Here is a 22532-nt window from a genome sequence, read left to right as displayed (position 1 = left end):
TATATATTACTAGAGAATTGTAAGGGGGGATTTGGTTGCTTGAAATCCAATTCCAGCATAAACACGATGCAAGAAAGTTACATGTCTTTTTAAATCAATTACTAGAACGAGAGTCTAGTCCAATATATATTCTTCAAAATGAAGATTCTCATATTGTTAAATGTAATGGTGCAGTTCATCAGGAGAAAGAACGGTTCATTCATTGGGCAAAAGAGGCATTATGTCAATTCATCATGAAGGTAAAATTGAACGATTGGTTAAGAGAAATCTTAAGGGATAAATACCATTATCGTGACGAAGAAGAGCAACAACAAATTATGGATATCATCCATTCTGTGTTAGAAGGAAGACATGAAGAGTTAGCAACATTTTTACCAAAATTTAGTATGAAGGAATACTTAATGGACCATATCAATCAATGGTTTCATGAACATAAGACATTTTCTTTCGATGCATTCGTGACGTTTAGACTTCGTTCTTTGTTAAAGGAGCTGCGGAAATATGTAGAGTTATCTTTGGATGAGTATCGGATGGAGCAAGAATATCAGATGTTTATCCAAATGTTACGAGAATTTCTTCTAGGGCGAGAACCGAAAATCGAACAAATTCATTTAATTTGTATAGAGGAAACTATCACCTTCTTTGATCAGGGTTTTAATGAAATTAAAAAAGCAGAATTGACTAAAATGGTCGATCGAAAACTTTTAATTAATCATCCGATCTATATTGACTCAAGTACGATCGCACCACTGCTATCAATTGCGCCACTGAAAATCAATATTTATACTTCAGAACCGGACAAACCAATCCTTAGAACGATTCGGAATATCTTTGAAGAAAGACTGATAATCGAAGAAACCAATTCATTTGAAAAACGAAAAAAAGAGTACACTTCATTATTAAATGAAAAATACAATACTCCTTGATTTCTAAATCATAAATTACTATAATAACGTACATAAGCTAAACTTCATTCAGCAGAAGTCTTCCTGATTTTAGATGGAAGATGACTGCAAAAAGACTTTCAAATTCAGTGGGGTTCAAACTCCGGCTGAATGAAGTTAAGCCTCCGGCGAGCCATGCGATTTTTACGGTATTTTATCGAGCGAGCTCAGGTATTATATCCGGGCGCAAATTCGACGGGCGAATTTGATTATATGCTAGAACAGTAATGATGAGGACAAGGGTATTCTTTTTACGGTTCATAGAGAGGGAAGGCTAGGCTGGAACCTTCCTAACACGAATAGATTACTTACCACCTCTGAACTTCAACCGGGAACAAACAGTGAATGTTTTAGTATCGGAAGACGGCCCAAGACCGTTATCTTTCTACAAAGTTATTTTTGCTATGGTAAAAATAAGAAGTAGGGTGGAACCACGTGTGTAATAGCTCGTCCCTTTTTTGGGAGGAGCTTTTTATTTTGTACAAAATGCATTAATGGAGGATTGAGTAATATGTCAGAAGCAGTCAAAATTACGTTTCCTGATGGAGCCATCAAGGAGTTCCCTTCAGGCACAACAACCGAAGATATTGCGGCGTCTATTAGCTCTGGCTTAAAAAAGAAGGCGTTAGCGGGAAAATTGAATGGTGAGATGTATGATTTAAGAAGACCGATTGAGGAAGATGGATCGATTGAAATCATTACGCAAGACCAACCCGAATCACTAGAAATTTTGCGTCATAGCTCAGCACACTTAATGGCACAAGCGATTAAACGCTTATTTAATGATGTGAAGCTAGGTGTAGGACCGGTAATTGAAAGTGGATTTTATTACGATATTGATATGCCAGAGTCATTAACACCAGAAGATTTACCAAAAATCGAAAAAGAAATGAAAAAAATCATTAACGAAAATCTGCCAGTCGTTCGTAAAGAGGTGAGCCGCGAGGAAGCGATTCAAATTTATAAAGAAATTGGCGATGAATACAAGCTTGAGTTGATTGAAGCCATTCCAGAAAATGAAACAGTCACCATCTATGAACAAGGTGAGTTCTTTGATTTATGTCGTGGCGTTCATGTTCCGTCAACAGGAAAACTTCGCGAGTTCAAACTCCTAAGTATTGCGGGTGCCTACTGGCGCGGTGATAGCAACAACAAAATGTTACAGCGTATTTACGGAACTGCCTTTTTCAAAAAAGAAGATTTAGACGAGCACTTACGTCTTCTGGAAGAAGCAAAAGAACGCGATCATCGTAAAATCGGGAAGGAATTAAATTTATTTACTCATTCCCAACAAGTTGGACAAGGATTACCGTTATGGCTTCCAAAAGGTGCAACAATTCGCCGCATTATTGAGCGTTATATTGTTGATAAAGAAGTTAGCCTAGGCTATGACCATGTGTATACACCGATTATGGCCAATGTTGAGCTTTACAAAACATCTGGTCACTGGGATCACTATCAAGAAGACATGTTCCCTGTGATGGATATGGATAATGAACAACTCGTTCTCCGCCCAATGAACTGTCCGCACCATATGATGATTTACAAAAACGGCATCCATAGCTATCGTGAATTGCCAATTCGAATTGCGGAACTTGGAACGATGCACCGCTATGAAATGTCAGGTGCGCTTTCGGGATTACAACGTGTACGTGGTATGACTTTAAATGATGCTCATATTTTCGTGCGCCCTGATCAAATTAAAGAAGAATTTAAACGAGTTGTGGAATTAATTCTTGAGGTTTATAAAGACTTTAATTTTGAAAATTATTCCTTCCGTTTATCATACCGTGATCCTGAAAACACAGAGAAATATTACGATGATGATGAAATGTGGGAAAAAGCGCAAGGCATGCTGAAGGAAGTTATTGATGAAATGGGTGTTGAATACTACGAATCAGAAGGCGAAGCGGCATTCTATGGTCCTAAGCTTGATGTTCAAGTAAAAACAGCTCTTGGCAAGGACGAAACGCTTTCAACCGTTCAATTAGACTTCTTGCTTCCTGAACGCTTTGATTTATCCTATGTAGGGGAAGATGGAAAACCACATCGTCCAGTCGTTATTCACCGTGGCGTTGTTTCAACGATGGAACGTTTTGTTGCATTCTTAATTGAAGAATATAAAGGGGCTTTCCCAGCATGGTTGGCACCTGTACAAGTTCAAGTGATCCCTGTTTCACCAGATGTTCACTTTGACTATGCTAAACAAGTTCAAGAGCAATTAAAAGCAAAAGGATTCCGTGTTGAACTAGATAGCCGTAATGAAAAAATTGGGTATAAAATTCGTGAAGCTCAAATGCAAAAAATTCCTTATATGCTAGTGGTAGGGGACCAAGAAGTGTCTTCAGAATCAGTGAATGTCCGTAAATATGGGGAACAAAAATCAGAGTCCATTCCATTCTCACAATTTGTGGAAAAATTAACAAACGAAGTGAAAAAATAAGGGAAAAGATGAGTTCCTAAAAAAAGTGGTTGCGTAAATGCAGATTCTTTGATATTATTTATCTCGTTGCGATAAAACAAACTAACTTTTTTTGACATAACAACATAGATTGTGATATAGTTAAACAGTTGAAAAATTGAATACGAGTATTTTTAGGATAAAGAAGAAGCACCCGCTTCTCACCTGCTTGACGCAAGTAACGCTGTTGACAGGTTAACGAAAAATTTTTAACTTTGAAATGTTTCGTAAAGTGTGGGTGTATTCACTCACACTTTTTTAGTGCGGTAAGATGCCAGTTAACAGTGACCAGGTGATTCTTTCCCTAAATGATATTCGGATCATTGGAAAATTTTTGGAGGTGTTTTGCTATTAGCAAAGATGTGTTGTTAAATGAAGGGATTCGTGCCCGCGAAGTACGTTTGATTGATCAAAACGGCGAACAATTAGGAATTAAAACAAAGAATGAGGCGCTTGAGATAGCAGCTCGTGTCAATCTTGATCTTGTACTTGTTGCTCCGAACGCTAAGCCTCCTGTAGCTCGTATTATGGACTACGGAAAGTTTAAGTTCGAACAACAAAAGAAAGACAAAGAAGCTCGTAAAAATCAAAAGGTCATTACAACGAAAGAAGTTCGTTTAAGCCCAACGATTGATGAGCATGATTTTAATACTAAACTTCGTAATGCAATCAAATTCCTTGAAAAAGGTGACAAAGTGAAGGCGTCGATCCGATTTAAAGGACGTGCCATCACACATAAAGAAATCGGTCAACGCGTTTTAGATCGTTTCGCAGAAGCAACGAAAGACATTGCAACTGTTGAAGCTCACCCTAAAATGGACGGAAGAAGTATGTTTATGGTGTTAGCACCTAAAATTGAAAAGTAAGAGGAGGAATACCCAATGCCAAAAATGAAAACTCACCGCGGCGCTGCAAAGCGTTTCAAAAAAACTGGATCAGGTAAATTAAAACGTGATCACGCATATACAAGTCACTTATTCGCAAACAAATCTACAAAGCAAAAACGTAAGCTTCGTAAAGGCGCAATGGTTTCTAGCGGAGACTACAAACGCATTCGTCACTTACTAGACAACATTAAATAATTATTTTTACAGAAATATTATGGTGCACAAGGCACCTCGAGAAGTAGATATTTAGGAGGGAAACCATATGCCACGTGTTAAAGGCGGTACAGTTACGCGCAAACGTCGTAAAAAAGTATTAAAATTAGCTAAAGGTTATTTCGGTTCAAAACATACATTATATAAAGTTGCCAATCAACAAGTAATGAAATCATTACAATATGCTTACAGAGATCGTCGTCAAAAGAAACGTGATTTCCGTAAACTTTGGATTGCTCGTATTAACGCAGCAGCACGCATCAACGGTCTTTCTTATAGCCGTTTAATGCACGGATTAAAGCTAGCTGGTATCGAAGTAAACCGCAAAATGCTTGCTGACTTAGCAGTTAACGATGAAAAAGCATTTGCAGAATTAGCTTCAGTAGCAAAATCAAACTTAAGCAAATAATGTTAGCATAATAGCCATTCTCTAATTGGAGGATGGCTTTTTATATGGAAAAAATAGAGATTGGTTCAATTAATGGTGAGATTGGTTCAATTATAGTCGGAATTGGTTCGATAATAACCGAATTTGGTTCAATTCCCACCAAGTTTGGATCAATTTTCCCAAAATCCCTTTATCACAAAAAATAACTGGAGGTGCAACAATGCCTGAATATTTGGCACTGTATTTTATTATTATCAATATCATTGGTCTCATCATGATGAAAATCGATAAACAAAGGGCGCAGAAACATCAATATCGAATCAGTGAAAATACATTATGGACGATTGCCGTGATCGGCGGGGCCTTGGGTACAACAATAGGAATGAACCTTTTCCGTCATAAAACGAAACATCTTTCTTTCAAGATTGGTTTTCCTATTTTAGCGATTTTGGATATCTTTCTGATCATCTATTTTTTGTAAATAGGCATATCCTTACGTTATTTTCGATATGCTTTAAAGACAACAAGAAATTGCAGAGAGAAGGTGAACAAGTGGAGGATGGACTTTCGCTCTTATTTGTTTTAGTAGGAACAGGTGGGATCATCGCGCCGATTGCCTTTATTTTGTTTCATGTTTTCCGACAGTTTTTATTTATTCCGGTCACCCTTGTTTGTATGGCAGGGGGAATTCTCTTTGGATCCGTACTTGGGACGTTGTATTCGTTAGTTGGCTTAGTCTTATGTTCATTGGGATTTTATTTTGTAATAGGAAAACTTCCGAAAACGCATGAAAAGCTTTCTCGTTTAAAAAGAAAATGGTTTGGCGAATATCGGAATCTAACCGTCACCCAAACCGCCATTTTACGTTTAATCCCATTCGTTCATTTTCATTTACTAAACTTTTGTTTAATCGAAAAAAATAAAAGTTATCAAACCTACTTCAAAAATAGTATTTTAACCAACCTACCTCTAGCCTTTTTTTATTCCGTTTTTGGTGAATTTATAAGTGGTTTTACTCCTGAACTTATTGCTATCATTTTATTTTCATTATTAATTTTAACTTATTTATTTAGAGAAAAAATGTCGATCATTAAATGGGCTGATTTCTTTAAAACAAAAGAAATAAAAAGAGGCTAACGACATTTGTTAGCCTCTTCCTCATTTCGCCGAATAAAGAAATTCTTTTACTGGACTTTTCCAATCGATTATTGCTTTTGGATAATGTTCGTGGATTTTTTGTTCAATTTCTTGAAAGTCTTCCCGAACAAATCCTTTTAATGACATCACATGCTGCGGACCAATTGAAATCGTCACAACGTCGAATGTATCCTTTGTTGCTCCTAAATACTTTTCCCCTTCAAAAATAACGCCTTTATGAGTGAGTAGAAAATTTTTTCTAACATTATCTGCATCATCATAAAAATAAAACTTCTGTTGTTCACGGGCAAGCTCTAATTTGCGTCTTGGATGGAAAAGAAATACCAAGATTCGATAAATAATGAAAATGATCAGGACCAGTAAAACCAACCGAATGACCCATATCATTAGAAACCCACCTCACAATAGTTGTTGTCCCCTATCATACGAATCTGTTATAAAAAAGTTTCATTTGGAGGTAAAAAAATGAAACAGTTTGTGGACTCGTTTATTTTTTGTATATTACCACCTCCCTTCTGTATAATAGAAAAGAGAACGAGTAAAGGAGACGAAAAAATGGCGAATTTAGATGAAACGCTAACCATGTTAAAGGATTTAACGGATGCCAAGGGAATCCCTGGGAATGAACGAGAACCCCGTGAAGTCATGAAGAAATACATAGCTCCTTATGCAGATGAAATTACATATGATAACCTGGGTAGTTTAATTGCCAAAAAATCAGGTGATGAAAATGGTCCAAAAATCGTTATAACTGGGCACTTAGATGAAATTGGAATGATGATTACGCAAATCGATAAAAAGGGATTTTTAAAATTCCAAACCGTTGGTGGCTGGTGGGGGCAAGTTATGTTGGCTCAACGTGTTACCATTGTTACGCGAAAAGGCGATATCACAGGAGTTATCGGGTCGAAGCCACCCCATATCTTATCACCTGAAGCTCGTAAAAAACCATTTGAAATTAAGGATATGTTTATTGACATCGGTGCTTCAAGCAAAGAGGAAGCAGAAGAATGGGGCGTTCGCCCAGGTGATATGGTCGTGCCATATTTTGAATTTACCGTTATGAATAACGATAAAATGCTTCTAGCTAAGGCTTGGGACAACCGAATTGGCTGTGGTATTGCCATTAATGTCTTAAAAGAATTACAAGGCATTCAACATCCAAACGTCGTTTACGGGGTTGGGGCTGTACAAGAGGAAGTTGGTCTAAGAGGATCGAAAACTTCTACTTTTAAAGTTGAGCCAGATATCGGCTTTGCTGTTGATGTAGGGATTGCCGGTGATACACCAGGGATTAGTGAAAATGATGCTATGAGTAAAATGGGAGACGGTCCTCAAATCGTACTCTACGATGCTTCCATGGTCTCCCATAAAGGTTTACGTGAATTAGTCGTTGATACAGCCGAAGAATTGAATATTCCTTACCAATACGCCTCCATGCCAGGTGGTGGGACGGATGCAGGTTCGATTCATTTAACTGCAAAAGGAGTACCTGCACTATCAATTGGAATTGCCACTCGCTACATCCATTCCCATGCTGCGATGCTTCATCGTGATGATTTTGAAAATGCAGTGAAGCTAGTGGTAGAGGTGATTAAAAAATTAGACCGTGAAACGGTTGATACCATTACGTATGATTAAATAAAAAGGAAAAGTACTCTCATCTGTTTAATTACAGTCGAGGTAATCCAAAGTTTTGCCACGATACTATATTTAATGTTTCGTTAGTTGAAGGAGAAACGTGACGCTTCTTCAACAATCTATCTTTTCAATATGTTTTGTTGTTAAACTTAAGTTAGGTAATTGAGTATAAACAAGATTATTTATTTTTTTCTATGTTCTTTATCTCCCAACTATTGTTATGGATGAAGATAAGTGGACGAGGTAACCATATAACTAACACAGAAATAAGTACACTTCTGGAGGTAACTTTATGGTTAGAAAGAAGAAATCCAAGGACAGAATGGCTCGTCATGGATCTAATTCAATCAAACATAGTCTAAAAGAGGAAGATTCTAAGGAGAACCCAAATATAAAAGATTTTGATCGAGCGTGGGAAGATGACCGTCTCTAAAGCGGGCATCTTCTTTTTTCATTGGTTAAATCCTATTCCCTTGAAAATGTGAATATTTTTTTATTTCATTAATAATCTCTTCCATTTCTTTCACATATTGATCAAATTTATTTTCATTTTCAGCTTCACTAAAGTTCTTTTTATCAATGGAATTTAGCAAAGCAATAATTCCCTTGAACTTCAGATCATCATGAAATGGAATATCACTTTCTCCATTTAATTGTCCTTTCACGATTAACTCCCCTTTGTTGTTTTCCATATGAAAATTAACGGTTTTTATTTGATCTATTTTCAATGTCGCAACCCCTTTTCTTTATAAATAATCTAAAGCCCATTTATTTTAAAAGGAAACCATGTTGTTTCATTCATTTTTTATGTCGTTTTCTTCAACCTGATTTTCATCGTAAAAGATATTTACTTTACACAACATCCATATCTACAACTGATCTGACAATTTGCATTAAAAAGTTTCTTTATAATCCTGGCACTTTATGTTTAAAAAGGAGATATAGCTTTTGTTGTATCAACATGAATAAACGCATTATATCGTTCAGAAAGTCGTGATGGAACATAATTTCCGTATTGTTCATAATCAGGATGATAGACAACTCCAATGGCTCGGTGCTCAACGATATCGCGAAATACAACACTATTTTCTTCTGTAAATAATAAATATTGATTACCTAAACCTGTGTGGTGTAAGGCATCTTCCCAGCTCCCTACAGTACCTTTTGGGACAGTTATGACTTCAGGAGAATCGCCCCATTTTTTTGCTGCTATTACGTTTCCTTGATATGTACCAAATCCAATCGCATAGATTTGATGATCGCCATACTTTTCACGAGTTAATTGTCCTACATTTACCATTCCCTCATTAGCCATATCCGTTGCGCGAGCATCCCCAATATGTGTGTTATGCTCCCAAATAATCCCTTTTGCGCTAGTTCCATAAAATTCTCCAATATGATGGAGAGCCTCCACCATATGGCGATCTCGAATATTCCATGATTCATTATCATCTGTTATCATTGTCCGATAATAATGCTCGGCATTGCTTGCTACGATCCCATTGATTTTCATATTTAATAAAGATTCCTGATCATCATAGTCCACTTTTTTGTTTATAGTAAAAGTTTTGAGGAGTTCTAGTACTTCATCCATACAATCTTCACCGTAAAAAGCTGCTGCAACACCGTACTTTTCAGGTCTGCGATTATGTGGATCAAAACATTCGATAGCATTTAGAGCCTTTGCTAGTGCTGGAGACTTTGTTTTTTCTAAATAGTGAACAATGGCATCCAATGACTCCCATAAACTGTATACATCTAGCCCATAAAAACCAATTTTTTTCCCTGACTGTGATTGATTATAGTTATACAGCCAGTTAACTAGTTCTACGATTTCTGTATTTGCCCACATCCAAGTAGGCCAGCGATTAAAAGCCTTTTTTAAGATATCTTGAGCAGAAGTATATTCAGGTGCCATTCCTTTAATATATCGATTGACCTCATAACAGGCCGGCCAGTCACCCTCAACAGCCACAAATGAAAAACCATGCTCTTGAATGAGTTGTTTTGTTAAATCACTACGAATACTATAAAATTCACTCGTTCCATGACTTGCCTCACCAAGTAAAACATATTTTGCCTCACTAGCATTTTTTACTAAAGGCTTTAGCTCATTTGCTGATAAAAAGGGAACAGCATATTTTTTTATTTGATCTACTAATTGATCTGTTTTAAGCATTATCATTCACCTCTTTTCTAGTATGAACAGAAAAAGAATAAACGAAGCAATATCCAAAAACTGGATATTGCTTCGTTTATGATAATTACATTTAACATAAATTAGGGAGAATAAGCTACTAGGATTTGACCAAGATTGCTTGCAAAACTTATTTTTATAAAATATAAAGTTCAATAGAAAAGACAGCTTTTTGCACAATCACTTGTCTTACATTTATAAAGTAGGAACTTTTTCAGACCTTACTTTAAACCTTTTTCTAAAGATTGTAGCATTTCCTTTTTATCTTGTTCGGAAGAATTTTTCCAAATGACTTCAAAAAGAACTCCTAGACCAGGAAGCATTTTTTCTTCACCTGTACTAATCGCATCGACGATTGTATCTTCAAGCTGATCTTGCGTGTTACCAGTCACATTGTGAATAATCGCATTACGCAAATTCAAATTCATTGAGAACACTCCTATCTTAATTTCATTTCATCTATATCTTTTCTTAATTTGATTTTCTTATGCTTCTTACTTACGATATAATTATAAAAATGGAAAATTTGTAGAAGGGAAGACCCTTATTTTGAAACACATTACCTCTGTAAAAAATGGACAAGTGAAAGAATGGAAAAAGTTACATACCAAAAAAGGTAGAGATCAATCGGGTTTATTTTTAATAGAAGGCTATCATCTAGTGGAAGAGGCATTAAAGGAGAATTTTATCCAACAGCTGATCCTTCATGAAAATACCGATATTCCGCATACATGGAATTATGATGGTATTCCTGTAACGGTCGTTACCAATGAAGTGATGAAGGCATTGAGTGATACCGAAACCCCGCAAGGAATTATGGCGATTTGTCAGATCCCTAAAGTAGATCTGACGGCGATTGCAGGAAAGAAATTCTTATTAATTGATTCTGTACAGGATCCAGGAAATATTGGAACGATGATCCGAACAGCTGATGCAGCTGGTATGGACGCTGTGATTTTAGGAGATGGGTGTGCAGACCCTTATAACCCAAAAGTGGTTCGTTCTACACAAGGAAGTTTATTTCATTTGCCTATTATAAAAGCAAATTTAGAAGAATTTATGAATGAAATGAATATACCTGTTTATGGTACGGCATTAGAAGGCGGAATTCCTTACAACCAAGTTGAGCCAATGCACGAATTTGCCTTACTTGTTGGAAATGAGGGTCAAGGAGTTTCAAAAAATCTTTTGGCAAAAACGACTAAAAATCTTTATATTCCGATATTCGGGAAAAGTGAATCGTTAAATGTAGCGATTGCGGCAGGAATCTTAATGTATTATTTACGGAAATGAATTTGAAAACACTCCGTATTTGTACTATAATAAAACAGAATTTAATTCATTCAGCAGAAGTCTTCCATTAGTTTTATTGGGAGATGAATGCAATAAGTTTCTCTAATTCAGTGGGGGTTCAACTCCGGCTGAATGAAGTTAAGCCTCCGGCGGATGCCACGGATTTTTTAAAGGTATTTTATCGAGCGAGCTCAGGTATTATATCCGGGCGCAAATTCGGCGGGCGAATTTGAATAATGAAAGACAGGGATAGAGCCTAGTAGCTAGAATCAGCGTCCATTAGTAGGGAATAAATGCCTTGACTGAAAGCATTTTATGGAAGCCTCTAGTGAATTCACCTCTTGAGTCGACATTGGGAGGATCATTTGATCCGAAAAATGTTCCGGTTAAAAAACCGTTATCTATGAATGAAGTGAGTGGAGATTTTTATAATCAAAACTAATAAGGGTGGTACCGCGATACATAAACCTCGTCCCTTTATATGGGATTGGGTTTTTTTTGTTTTTTTATAAAGTAAAAATTAGGAGGAAATTTTTCATGCAAGAGCGTTTAGAAGAATTGCAAAATGAAGCGTTGCAAAAGATTGAAGCTGCAACAAACTTAAAAGAACTGAATGATGTTCGTGTAGCGTATTTAGGGAAAAAAGGACCGATTACAGAAGTGCTTCGTGGAATGGGGAAATTATCTCCAGAAGAACGCCCAAAAATGGGGGCTTTAGTAAACGTTGTTCGTGAAAAGATTCAATCTGAAATCGAGCAAAAACAAGCAGTTCTAGAAGAGGAAGCTGTCAATCAACAATTAGCATCAGAGTCTATTGATGTCACATTGCCAGCAAGACCGGTTAACAGAGGAAACCATCATCCATTAACACGTATCATTGAGGAAATGGAAGATATTTTCATTGGTCTTGGCTATGCAGTGGCTGAAGGTCCTGAAGTAGAAACCGACAATTATAACTTTGAAAAATTAAATTTACCAAAAGGTCACCCAGCTCGTGATATGCAAGATTCATTTTACATAACAGAAGAAATTTTGCTTCGCACCCATACTTCACCGGTTCAAGCAAGAACCATGGAAAAGCATGAAGGAAAAGGACCTGTTAAAATCATTTGTCCAGGAAAAGTATATCGCCGTGATAATGACGATGCGACACACTCTCATCAATTCATGCAAATTGAAGGTTTAGTCGTGGATGAAAATATTTCAATGAGTGATTTAAAAGGAACGCTAGAAGTATTTGTTAAGAAAATTTTTGGTCAAGATCGTGAAATCCGTCTTCGTCCAAGTTTCTTCCCATTCACAGAGCCATCCGTTGAAGTTGATTTATCTTGTAAAATTTGTCATGGCGAAGGCTGTCATGTTTGTAAGCAAACCGGCTGGATTGAAATCCTTGGCGGCGGGATCGTACATCCACGCGTATTAGAAATGTCAGGGTTCGACTCTAAGAAATACTCAGGGTTTGCCTTTGGTATCGGCGTAGAACGAATCGCGATGCTGAAATACGGCGTAGACGATATCCGTCATTTCTACACAAATGATGTTCGTTTCCTAAAACAATTTGACCATTTTGAATGAAAAGCGGAAGCAGTTTATAGATGAAAATTAAGTTTTTACCATATAAGGAGGACCAAAGATGTTTGTTTCATATAAATGGCTGCAAGAATATGTAGATCTTTCTGGGATCAGTGCGGCAGAACTTGCAGATAAAATCACGTTAAGTGGGATTGAAGTAGAAGGCGTTGAAAAGAAAAGTGAAGGATTAAAGGGTGTCGTGATCGGGCATGTATTGGAATGTGAACAACATCCAAATGCCGATAAGCTTAATAAATGTTTGGTAGATATCGGTCTGGAAGAACCCGTTCAAATTATTTGTGGCGCACCGAACGTAGGAAAAGGACAAAAAGTTGCTGTTGCAACCGTTGGAGCAGTGTTACCAGGTAATTTTAAAATCAAAAAAGCAAAACTTCGCGGTGAACAATCAAACGGAATGATTTGTTCTCTTCAAGAACTTGGCATTGAATCAAAATTAGTGGCTAAAGAATATTCAACTGGAATCTTTAATTTCCCACAAGACGCTAAAGTGGGTGAAGATGCACTAGAAGTGCTTGGCTTAGATGATGAAATTCTTGAGTTAAGCTTAACGCCAAACCGTGCAGATGCAATGAGCATGCTAGGAGTAGCTTATGAAGTGGCTGCGATTCTTGGTCGTGAGGTAAAATGGCCAGAAATTAGTGCTTCTGGGTCTTCCGAGAAAGCCTCTGATTATATTAGCGTAAAAGTAGATGCACCTGAAGATAATCCATTATATATTGCTAAAGTCGTAAAAGATGTAAAAATAGGTCCGTCTCCACTTTGGATGCAAACTCGTCTGATGAATGCAGGAATTCGTCCGCATAATAATGTGGTAGATATCACGAACTACATTTTACTTGAGTATGGTCAACCGTTACATGCTTTTGATTATGATCGTCTTGACTCAAAAGAACTTGTTATTCGTCGTGCCAAAGACGCTGAAAAAATCACGACTCTAGATGGCACAGAGCGTACATTGTCTTCTGACCACCTAGTGATTACGAATGGAAAAGAACCTGTTGCGATGGCGGGTGTTATGGGTGGTGCCAATTCAGAAGTAGTTGAAAGTACAACTACGGTTGTGATTGAAGCGGCTTATTTTAAAGGAGCGATTGTTAGAAAAGCATCAAAAGAACATGGCTTACGAAGTGAATCAAGCTCTCGTTTTGAAAAAGGTGTGGATCCAGAACGAACTCGTCTTGCAGGAGAACGTGCGGCTGAATTGATGGCTACATATGCAGGTGGAACTATTCTAGAAGGCTCTGTTGAATTCGATGATCTAAAAATGGAACCTGCTGTCGTATCGATTACTCTTGATAAAATTAATACCGCAATTGGTGCCAATATTAGCAGCCAAGAAGTTGTAGATATTTTCAACGCTTTACAATTTGATGTAAAAGTTGAAGGAGATACCTTTATTGTTACTGTACCGACTCGTCGTGGAGATATTACGATTGAAGCGGATTTAGTCGAGGAAGTGGCAAGACTTTATGGCTATGACAATATTCCATCCACATTGCCTGTTGGAACACCAACTGTAGGGGCTTTAACAGATTATCAACAAAAACGTCGTGTTGTTCGCCGTACGTTAGAAGGAGCAGGGCTTTACCAAGCCACAACGTATTCGTTGACAAGCCCAGAAAAGGCAGCTCAATTTACGCGCGAAAAACGTGATTCCATTACACTGGCAATGCCGATGAGTGAAGAGCGAAGCGAACTTCGTTTAAGTATTATTCCACAGCTATTAGAAGTGGTGAAGTACAATAACGCTCGTCAAATGGACTCAGTAGCTCTATATGAAATTGGATCTGTATTCTTCAAAGAGGCGGATCATGTACTTCCTGATGAAAAGGAATATGTAGCAGGTGCGATTACCGGACTTTGGGAAGCGAATCTTTGGCAAGGAGAGAAGAAGCCAGTTGATTTCTATGTAGCAAAAGGAATCATTGAAGCTGTATTTGAATCACTTGGAGTTTTGGATGGGGTAGAATATCGTAAAGCGACGATTCCAAATATGCATCCAGGACGTACAGCAGAAGTGTTATTAAATGGGGATGTGATTGGATTTGTTGGTCAAGTTCACCCATCAACACAAAAAGCCTATGATGTTAAAGAAACGTATGTATTTGAATTATCATTCAAGTCGTTGGCTGAAGCTACAGTAGCTCCAATTGCTTATCAGACGATTCCACGATACCCATCGATTACTCGTGATATTGCGTTAGTGGTTGAAAAGGACATCGCAGCAGGGCAATTACAACAAATCATTGTTGAAGCCGGTGGGGACTTGTTAAAAGAAGTTCATTTATTTGACCTTTACGAAGGGGAGCATATGGAAGAAGGCAAGAAGTCATTAGCGTTCTCCTTAAAATACTTTGACCCTGAACGTACGTTAGTAGAGGAAGATGTATCAAAAGCGCATGATAAAGTATTAGAAGCTGTTAAAGAAAAAGCTGGAGCCGTATTACGCGGTTAATTAAAAAAGCAGATGTGAGGGTATGAGTCCTTGCATCTGTTTTTTTATGATAGGGACTATTGGGAATAAGTTAAAGTAGAAGTTTGGTGAAATGGATAAAAATTGCCAGTACCAGTAAAAATTGGTACACACGGCAGAAATCAGGAGCAAGCGGAAGAACTGCCGAGTAAAAAATAAACACATAGCAGGAATGAGGAGCAAGCGGAAAAACTGCTGTGTAAAATAAAAATACACAGCAGATCAGGAGCAACACAAAAAACTGCTGTGTATAATAAACACACAGCAGAAATCAGGAGCAAGTCGAAAAACTGCTGTGTAAAAAAGAAACACACAGCTGAAACTCCGAAAAACATCCGTGCTTAAATCAAGCAATCATAGCCCTGAAGGATACTCCAACTCCACATAAGAATCCCTATCCTCGTTTCAATAACCGCATGGCCTTCCCCGTATTCGCAAAATGAAGCTTTACAAACGAAGGCAGAACCTCTTTTCCCTTTTCTTTAATTAATCTAGCGGCCGCAACATCAACCTGGGCTCCAGCCCCTTTTGGAATTTTGAAACCGGCTTGTTTACTCAGCTTTTCAAAGTACTGCACAAAGGAATAGCGTGCGATAATCGATGCAGCAGCAACGGCGACATGAATTCCTTCTGCTTTTGTACTAAAATAAACACTTTCTCGATGAATACGATCCTGACCGCGCAAGTGACTATAATAAATTTCTTTTTTAGCAAATTCATCAATCAAAATCGCTTCAGGCTTTTCAGGAGAGATCTTTGTTAAAACATGCCCAATCGCTTGATTATGTAAGAGGGCTTTCATTTTTCCTTGTGACATTCCTGATTGCTGAAGGGTATTATATTTATCATTTTTTAAAATTAACAAGCTATAAGGAATAAAGGTAATTAATTGTTTGGCAATCTCAGAAATTTTATAGTCATTGAGGTTTTTAGAATCTTGGACTCCTATTTCTTTTAACAGTTGGATTTGATCCTTCCGAACATAGGCTGCACAAACGGTAATCGGTCCAAAAAAGTCCCCCGTTCCCACCTCATCTGAACCAATGATCGAGAGCTTACTAAAGCCATCAGGCAGGGCAGAAACTTTTGCTTCTTTTTTCGGTTTTGAAGGCAAGGCATTCCCCCATTTACTTGCTTCAGCATCACAGCCGCCCCCTTGAAAAAGGACCTTGCCAGATTTATATGCCGTAATGGTACAGTTTGCTGTTTTAGCAGAAAATAAACCACCAGGAGGCGTTTTGTCTGTTAACTTTGCTTCATAATACTGTTTCATTTTAAGCACTGCATCCATGCTTACTTTTAAAACCACTTGGCCCATAGGTTCACTCCTCATTATCGTTTGATCTTTTAGCTTTTTCTGTTTCATGGTATTATAGGGAGTAGGATTCACTCGAATGGAGGCAGAAAATCTTGTCACAACCCAGTAAAAACCGGATTACAATAGACATATACGGTGTTGAATATACAATCGTCGGAACAGAAAGCACTCGTCATATTCGACAAGTTGCTTCAATCGTAGATGAAAAAATGCGCGAAATTCATGCTATGAATCCTTCACTCGATACACATAAGTTAGCTGTCTTAACAGCCATTAATACTGTTAATGATTATCTCAAATTACAAGACAGATTGGAACAACTTGAAAAGGAAATTAAAGAGTAAAGGATTGAAATGAATGTTAGACCTTATTCTACTCATTATATTAATTTTTGGATTTTTAATAGGTTTGAAGAGAGGCTTTATTCTTCAAGTGATACACCTTACAGGCTTTATCATTGCATTTATTGTTGCTTATCTTTATTATGACAAGTTAGCGCCGAAATTAACACTTTGGATCCCGTTTCCAAACTTCAGTTCAGACTCGGCACTTTCCCTTGTATTGGACGGTGTAAATTTAGAGGATGCCTATTATCGCGCCATCGCCTTTGTCGTGATCTTTTTTGCTGTAAAAATCCTCCTTCAAATAATTGGAAGTATGCTAGATTTCATTGCGCAAATTCCGATATTAAAACAATTAAATGTTTGGGCTGGAGGAATTTTAGGTTTTATCGAAGTCTATTTAATTATGTTTATCGTATTATTCATTGCAGCAATCCTGCCAATCGAAGGGATTCAATCTGCATTAACCGATTCGTTTCTTTCTAATTTAATCACTTATCATACCCCTATTCTTTCTAATTTAATCCAGGATTGGTGGATTAAATAAATCAGTGATAAAATAACTTCTCTTTCGTAAGAGAAGTTTTATTTTTAGGGGATACTGAAAAAACAATCTATAACTTCATTGGGCAAATGTTTTTGTACAGAAAGCTTGCGACAGCTACAGAACTCCTCTACAACTGTAAGTAGGAGTTCAATTATAAGCTGAATGAAGTTAAGCCTCCGGCGGATGTCTCGGATTTTTAAAGGATTTATCGAGTGAGCTCAGGTATTATATCCGGGCGCAAATTCACGGAGCGAATTTGAACGTGAGAGGGTGGAATTTGTAACAATGGATCGCAAAGATGTTGTTCGGTTATTAGAAACCATTGCCATTTATATGGAAATTAAGGGTGAAAATACATTTAAAGTGTCTGCGTTTCGCAAAGCGGCACAATCGCTTGAAACCAGCCCATATACATTAGAAGAAATAACCGATTTTACGAGCTTGCCAGGAATCGGTAAAGGGACAGCCGCTGTGATTGAAGAGTATATCAATGAAGGACGCTCCACGGTTTTAAATGAATTAAAAGAAGAAGTCCCAAAAGGGTTAATTCCACTTCTACAATTGCAGGGGCTTGGTGGGAAGAAGATTGCTAAACTTTATAAAGAACTCCAAATTGAAAATGCAGCTGATTTAGAGCTGGCTTGTCGAGAACATAAAGTACAAGCATTAAAGGGATTTGGAAAGAAAACAGAAGAAAAAATTCTTGAAGCATTATCAAAAGCAGGGGGAAAACCCGATCGTCTCCCGATAGCTTATATGCTGCCAATTGCTGAAAAAATCGAAGCGGTATTAGCTCAAATGGAGCATGTGCTTCAATACTCAAGAGCAGGTAGTATTCGAAGAGTACGAGAAACGATCAAGGATTTAGACTTTATCATTGCAACGGATGAACCTGCACTCGTGAAGGAACAATTATTAAAAGTAGAGGGCATTCAGGATGTCATTTCTTCAGGTGATACAAAAGTTTCCATTGTGTTGGGTCTTGGATATGAAGTATCGATCGACTTTCGCCTTGTTACACAAAAGGAATTTGCGACAACGCTGCATCATTTTACCGGTTCAAAGGATCATAATGTACGAATGAGGCAACTGGCGAAAAAGCGGGGCGAGAAAATTAGTGAATACGGTGTGGAAAACACTGAAACGGGTGAAGTCACAACCTTCGATTCAGAAAAAGAGTTCTATGCCCACTTTGGACTGCCACTTTTTCCTCCAGAGATGCGTGAAGATGGAACAGAGGTTGAGGAATATCATGAAGAGCTAGAAATTATTACTCTAGAGGATATAAAAGGTGACCTACATATGCACACCACGTGGAGTGATGGAGCTCATTCGATTGAAGAAATGGCTGAAGCCTGCCGAGCAAAAGGCTATCAGTATATGGCGATTACCGATCATTCTCAATATTTGAAAGTAGCAAATGGACTGACACCCGAAAGATTAAGGCAACAACGAGAAGAAATTAGAAAGATCAACGAAAAATATGATGATTTTACCATTTTAGCAGGGGTTGAGATGGATATTCTGCCAGATGGTACACTGGATTTTGATGATGAATTGTTGGAATCCATGGATTTTGTCATTGCGTCCATTCATTCTGCTTTTTCCCAACCGAAAGAGAAAATAATGGAACGATTAAAAACAGCCTTGTATAATGCAAATGTAGATTTAATTGCCCACCCAACCGGAAGAAAGATTGGAAGACGGGATGGTTACGATGTTGATATGGATTTATTAATTCAGTTGGCCAAAGAAACGAACACAGCTTTAGAGCTAAATGCCAATCCAAATCGTCTGGATCTATCCGCTGAAAACATTCGAAAAGCTCAAGAGGCTGGCGTTAAGATTATGATCAATACAGATGCTCATAAAAAGGAAACTCTTGATCATATGAAAATTGGTGTTTCAACCGCTAAAAAGGGTTGGATCAAAAAGTCGACTGTATTAAATACATTAACGAAACAAGAACTGCTGGCTTTTTTACATGATCGTTAAAATGTAAAAACTAGTTAATAAGTAAATGAAGTTAAAACAATTATAGTGGTCTAGCTCCAGCGCCTACCCCCAGCGCCTACCCCCTCGAGGTCACAAGCCAATCCTCTCAGAAAGGTAAAGAACACCTTTCTGAGAGGATTGGCTTGTGCTTGGCCGTACCGGCATAAGGGCAACTACTCCTCTGTCTACGCCTATCGGCTTGACAGTCGGAGAGTTTTCTTTATCGGGGGTGGGCAAGGCGCTTCCGCTTTTCTGAAAAGGGAGGAATAATCTCCGTGCATAAACGCGTTTTAAAAGTATTGGAATTTGATAAAGTAAAGGAACAGCTGCTCCAGCATGTTTCATCCTCATTAGGAAGAGAGCTTGCAGAAAAATTAGAGCCATCAAATGATTTTGATGAAGTTGTAAAAAGACAAGAAGAAACAGACGAAGCAGCAAAAATATTACGGATTAAAGCGAATATCCCTTTAGGTGGAATTTTCGACGTTCGTCCACATATGAAGCGAGCGGTTATTGGTGGAATGCTTAGCGCACAAGAACTCATGCAAGTAGCAAGCACCGTTCATGCGAGCAGACAAATTAAACGATTTGTTGAAGAGTTTGCAGAAGAAGATGAATCGATTCCTCATTTACTTTCACAAGTAGACCAAATTGTCGTGCTTGCAGAGTTGGAAGAGGCAATCAAAAAGGCGGTCGACGATAACGGAGAAGTGTTAGATAGTGCCAGTGACACTCTAAGACACCTAAGAAATCAGCATCGCGCGAAAGAAAGTCGTGTCAGAGAGCGACTTGAAAGCATGATACGCTCCTCAAGTGCGCAGAAAATGCTATCGGATGCAATTGTGACAATCCGAAATGATCGATTTGTTATTCCGGTTAAACAAGAATACCGAGCTCACTATGGCGGGATTATTCATGACCAAAGTTCATCAGGGCAAACTCTGTTTATTGAACCGCAAGCGATTGTTGAATTGAACAACGAGCTGTCCAGCATCCGGATTAAAGAGCAACAGGAAATTGAACGGATTCTTATCATGTTATCCGCGAAAACCGCTGAATACAGTTCTGAAATGGAAGGCATTGTAAAAGTGTTAGCAAATATTGATTTTATGTTTGCAAAAGCTCGTTATGGCAGAACCATTAAGGGTTCTAAGCCAATCATGAATCAAGAAGGACGAATTTCTCTTGTAAAAGCTCGTCACCCGTTTATTCCTATTGATGATGTCGTTGCCAACGACATCACATTGGGTAAGGATTATACAGCGATTGTAATCACGGGTCCAAACACAGGGGGAAAAACCGTAACCATTAAAACAGTCGGACTTTGTACGATAATGGCGCAAGCAGGGTTACAGATTCCAGCGTTAGATGGATCAGAAATGGCTGTATTTGGTTCTGTTTTTGCTGATATTGGGGATGAACAATCAATTGAGCAAAGTTTAAGTACGTTCTCATCTCATATGGTCAATATTGTAGATATATTGGATTCATTAAGTTTTGATAGTCTTGTTTTATTTGATGAATTAGGAGCAGGTACAGACCCACAGGAAGGTGCTGCACTTGCGATTGCGATTTTGGACGAGGTTAACCGCCGCGGTGCAAGGGTCATTGCTACGACCCATTATCCAGAGCTAAAAGCATACGGTTATAATCGTGAAGAGGTAGTCAATGCAAGTGTTGAATTCGATGTTGAAACCTTGAGCCCAACGTATCGTTTATTAATTGGTGTTCCGGGACGAAGCAATGCCTTTGAAATTTCAAAACGATTGGGATTAGATGAGCGTGTAATCGATACGGCCCGTTCCTTTGTTGGTGCCGACACGCATCAAGTTGAAAATATGATTGCTGCACTTGAAGAAAGCAAAAGAGAGGCCGAGAGAGAGTTAGATGAGGCTCATGAACTGTTGCGAAATGCGGAAAGAATGCATAAAGATTTACAACAGCAGATGATGCAATACTATGAAAAGAAAGACACTCTCTATGAAAAAGCGACGAAAGAAGCCCAATCTATCATCGAAAAGGCGAAAAGAGAATCGGAAACGGTCATTCATGATTTACGAAAGATGCAGCAAGAGAAGCACGCAGAAATCAAGGAACATGAATTAATTGACGCACAAAAACGATTAACAGAAGCTGCACCAAAAGAGCTTAAAACAAAACATCCTTCTATAAAGAAAAAAGAAAAGCATGTCTTCCATCCTGGCGATGAAGTAAAAGTACTAAGTTTTGATCAAAAAGGTATTTTGGTTGAAAAAGTAGGTGGAGATGCATGGCAAGTCCAAATGGGTATTTTAAAAATGAAGGTAGATGAAAAAGATTTAGAATTCATCAAAACACCAAAAATGCCTGAAACGAAAGTGATAGCAAGCGTTAAAGGAAAGGACTTTCATGTTAGCCCTGAGCTTGATTTACGTGGTGAACGATATGAAAATGCTCTTATAAGAGTCGAAAAATACATTGATGATGCTTTATTAGCTGGGTATCCACATGTATCGATTATCCACGGAAAAGGCACAGGGGCACTAAGACAAGGGGTACAAGAATATTTACGTAACCACCGATTCGTCAAACACATTCGCTTTGGAAACCAAGCGGAAGGTGGAAGCGGTGTGACAATCGCTGAACTGAAGTAATTGACCCGATAAGAATAAGGGGAGAAATCAAATGGAGAAACTGGCAAAAATACTGATGGTTTGTTGTGTTGTCTTTTTGATTGTTGGGATTATTTATATGGCTTTGTAAAAGAATTGAGGTTACAAAATCCTTCATCATAGTTGATGAAGGATTTTTTTTTATAATAAACACCAAATAAAAGGGAACGAAAGTAAGGAATGAATCTCATAAGGATGGATGAAGACCAAAATTGGGGAAGGACGGATGAGGAAAGGTCTTCATAAGGGTGACGAAGACCAAAATCAAAGAATAGAATATTAGAAATGGTCTTCCTCATGCAACGAAGTCCATTCCTAAGAAAGTCCCCATCAAAAGTGTACAATAACATCAACATCATCATGGTTAATATTTCAGTTCTACTTGAACAAAACGTCACCATATAATATTAGCAATAGGTTTTTCCATGCTAA

The 22532-nt window shown here is 37.9% G+C and carries 22 protein-coding genes and 3 other annotated features; of the genes, 17 read left to right on the top strand and 5 right to left on the bottom strand.

The features are described from left to right. Positions 1-35 precede the first annotated feature (35 nt). The 8 genes from ytxC to Q5760_RS19860 all read left to right on the top strand — a co-directional run bounded on the left by ytxC (position 36) and on the right by Q5760_RS19860 (position 6030). Entirely contained in the window at positions 36-926 is an 891-nt protein-coding gene (gene ytxC, locus Q5760_RS19895; protein WP_428909345.1) for a putative sporulation protein YtxC, read from the top strand. Between the two features lie 236 nt (positions 927-1162). Then, positions 1163-1402 (top strand) — a binding site (T-box leader). 53 nt (positions 1403-1455) lie between these two features. After that, positions 1456-3387, top strand: a complete 1932-nt coding sequence (gene thrS / locus Q5760_RS19890) for a threonine--tRNA ligase (protein WP_428909344.1) — start codon at positions 1456-1458, stop codon at positions 3385-3387. A 154-nt stretch (positions 3388-3541) separates the two neighbouring features. Next, positions 3542-3671, top strand: a sequence feature (ribosomal protein L20 leader region). 96 nt (positions 3672-3767) lie between these two features. Beyond that, positions 3768-4271: a translation initiation factor IF-3 gene (gene infC / locus Q5760_RS19885; RefSeq protein WP_428909343.1), complete on the top strand. Its 504-nt coding sequence runs from the start codon at positions 3768-3770 to the stop codon at positions 4269-4271. 15 nt (positions 4272-4286) lie between these two features. Continuing rightward, positions 4287-4487, top strand: coding sequence for a 50S ribosomal protein L35 (rpmI, locus tag Q5760_RS19880; RefSeq protein ID WP_428909342.1), 201 nt, complete (start codon positions 4287-4289; stop codon positions 4485-4487). Positions 4488-4554: 67 nt separating this feature from the next. Further along, positions 4555-4914, top strand: a complete 360-nt coding sequence (rplT, locus tag Q5760_RS19875; RefSeq protein WP_428909341.1) for a 50S ribosomal protein L20 — start codon at positions 4555-4557, stop codon at positions 4912-4914. A gap of 44 nt (positions 4915-4958) precedes the next feature. After that, entirely contained in the window at positions 4959-5099 is a 141-nt protein-coding gene (locus Q5760_RS19870; protein WP_428909340.1) for a hypothetical protein, read from the top strand. A gap of 14 nt (positions 5100-5113) precedes the next feature. Next, positions 5114-5374 carry a DUF1294 domain-containing protein gene (locus tag Q5760_RS19865; RefSeq protein WP_428909339.1) on the top strand — a complete coding sequence of 87 codons (261 nt, stop codon included), beginning with the start codon at positions 5114-5116 and terminating at the stop codon, positions 5372-5374. A gap of 71 nt (positions 5375-5445) precedes the next feature. Beyond that, positions 5446-6030: a TVP38/TMEM64 family protein gene (locus tag Q5760_RS19860; protein ID WP_428909338.1), complete on the top strand. Its 585-nt coding sequence runs from the start codon at positions 5446-5448 to the stop codon at positions 6028-6030. 21 nt (positions 6031-6051) lie between these two features. Here the strand turns inward: Q5760_RS19860 and Q5760_RS19855 are convergent, their stop codons facing one another. Continuing rightward, positions 6052-6438, bottom strand: coding sequence for a sigma-w pathway protein ysdB (locus tag Q5760_RS19855; RefSeq protein WP_428909337.1), 387 nt, complete (start codon positions 6436-6438; stop codon positions 6052-6054). 168 nt (positions 6439-6606) lie between these two features. Here Q5760_RS19855 and Q5760_RS19850 point away from each other — a divergent pair, with 168 nt between their 5' ends. Beyond that, positions 6607-7692 (top strand): M42 family metallopeptidase, encoded by a 1086-nt coding sequence (locus Q5760_RS19850; protein ID WP_428909336.1) that lies wholly within the window; start codon positions 6607-6609, stop codon positions 7690-7692. A 292-nt stretch (positions 7693-7984) separates the two neighbouring features. Beyond that, a complete protein-coding gene (locus Q5760_RS19845) occupies positions 7985-8125 on the top strand; it encodes a hypothetical protein (protein ID WP_428909335.1) in 141 nt (46 codons plus the stop codon). Positions 8126-8150: 25 nt separating this feature from the next. Here Q5760_RS19845 and Q5760_RS19840 read toward each other — a convergent pair whose 3' ends face one another. The 3 genes from Q5760_RS19840 to sspI all read right to left on the bottom strand — a co-directional run bounded on the left by Q5760_RS19840 (position 8151) and on the right by sspI (position 10317). Then, entirely contained in the window at positions 8151-8420 is a 270-nt protein-coding gene (locus Q5760_RS19840) for a hypothetical protein (protein ID WP_428909334.1), read from the bottom strand. A 200-nt stretch (positions 8421-8620) separates the two neighbouring features. Then, on the bottom strand, positions 8621-9871 hold the full coding sequence (locus Q5760_RS19835) for an erythromycin esterase family protein (protein WP_428909333.1): 1251 nt from the start codon (positions 9869-9871) through the stop codon (positions 8621-8623). 239 nt (positions 9872-10110) lie between these two features. Continuing rightward, complete coding sequence (gene sspI / locus Q5760_RS19830; protein WP_428909332.1) at positions 10111-10317, bottom strand: small acid-soluble spore protein SspI; 207 nt, start codon at positions 10315-10317, stop codon at positions 10111-10113. Positions 10318-10438: 121 nt separating this feature from the next. On the opposite strand from sspI, the gene Q5760_RS19825 reads away from it, so the two are divergent. The 3 genes from Q5760_RS19825 (at position 10439) to pheT (ending at position 15230) form a co-directional block, all read left to right on the top strand. Then, positions 10439-11182 (top strand): TrmH family RNA methyltransferase, encoded by a 744-nt coding sequence (locus tag Q5760_RS19825; RefSeq protein ID WP_428909331.1) that lies wholly within the window; start codon positions 10439-10441, stop codon positions 11180-11182. Positions 11183-11419: 237 nt separating this feature from the next. Further along, positions 11420-11662 (top strand) — a binding site (T-box leader). A gap of 57 nt (positions 11663-11719) precedes the next feature. After that, positions 11720-12757, top strand: a complete 1038-nt coding sequence (gene pheS, locus Q5760_RS19820) for a phenylalanine--tRNA ligase subunit alpha (RefSeq protein WP_428909330.1) — start codon at positions 11720-11722, stop codon at positions 12755-12757. A 58-nt stretch (positions 12758-12815) separates the two neighbouring features. Further along, on the top strand, positions 12816-15230 hold the full coding sequence (gene pheT, locus Q5760_RS19815; protein WP_428909329.1) for a phenylalanine--tRNA ligase subunit beta: 2415 nt from the start codon (positions 12816-12818) through the stop codon (positions 15228-15230). Positions 15231-15642: 412 nt separating this feature from the next. Here the strand turns inward: pheT and rnhC are convergent, their stop codons facing one another. Further along, positions 15643-16566 carry a ribonuclease HIII gene (gene rnhC, locus Q5760_RS19810; protein ID WP_428909328.1) on the bottom strand — a complete coding sequence of 308 codons (924 nt, stop codon included), beginning with the start codon at positions 16564-16566 and terminating at the stop codon, positions 15643-15645. Between the two features lie 92 nt (positions 16567-16658). On the opposite strand from rnhC, the gene zapA reads away from it, so the two are divergent. The 4 genes from zapA (at position 16659) to Q5760_RS19790 (ending at position 22082) form a co-directional block, all read left to right on the top strand. Next, entirely contained in the window at positions 16659-16910 is a 252-nt protein-coding gene (gene zapA, locus Q5760_RS19805; RefSeq protein ID WP_428909327.1) for a cell division protein ZapA, read from the top strand. Positions 16911-16923: 13 nt separating this feature from the next. Then, complete coding sequence (locus Q5760_RS19800; RefSeq protein ID WP_428909326.1) at positions 16924-17454, top strand: CvpA family protein; 531 nt, start codon at positions 16924-16926, stop codon at positions 17452-17454. A 285-nt stretch (positions 17455-17739) separates the two neighbouring features. Then, entirely contained in the window at positions 17740-19449 is a 1710-nt protein-coding gene (gene polX / locus Q5760_RS19795; RefSeq protein ID WP_428909325.1) for a DNA polymerase/3'-5' exonuclease PolX, read from the top strand. Between the two features lie 275 nt (positions 19450-19724). Next, positions 19725-22082 (top strand): endonuclease MutS2, encoded by a 2358-nt coding sequence (locus Q5760_RS19790; RefSeq protein WP_428909324.1) that lies wholly within the window; start codon positions 19725-19727, stop codon positions 22080-22082. Positions 22083-22532: the final 450 nt, after the last annotated feature.

This window comes from Niallia sp. Kr1 (genome assembly GCF_050389805.1).
Lineage (GTDB): Bacteria > Bacillota > Bacilli > Bacillales > Cytobacillaceae > Bacillus_BD.
This window is presented reverse-complemented; position numbering and strand designations above follow the sequence as displayed.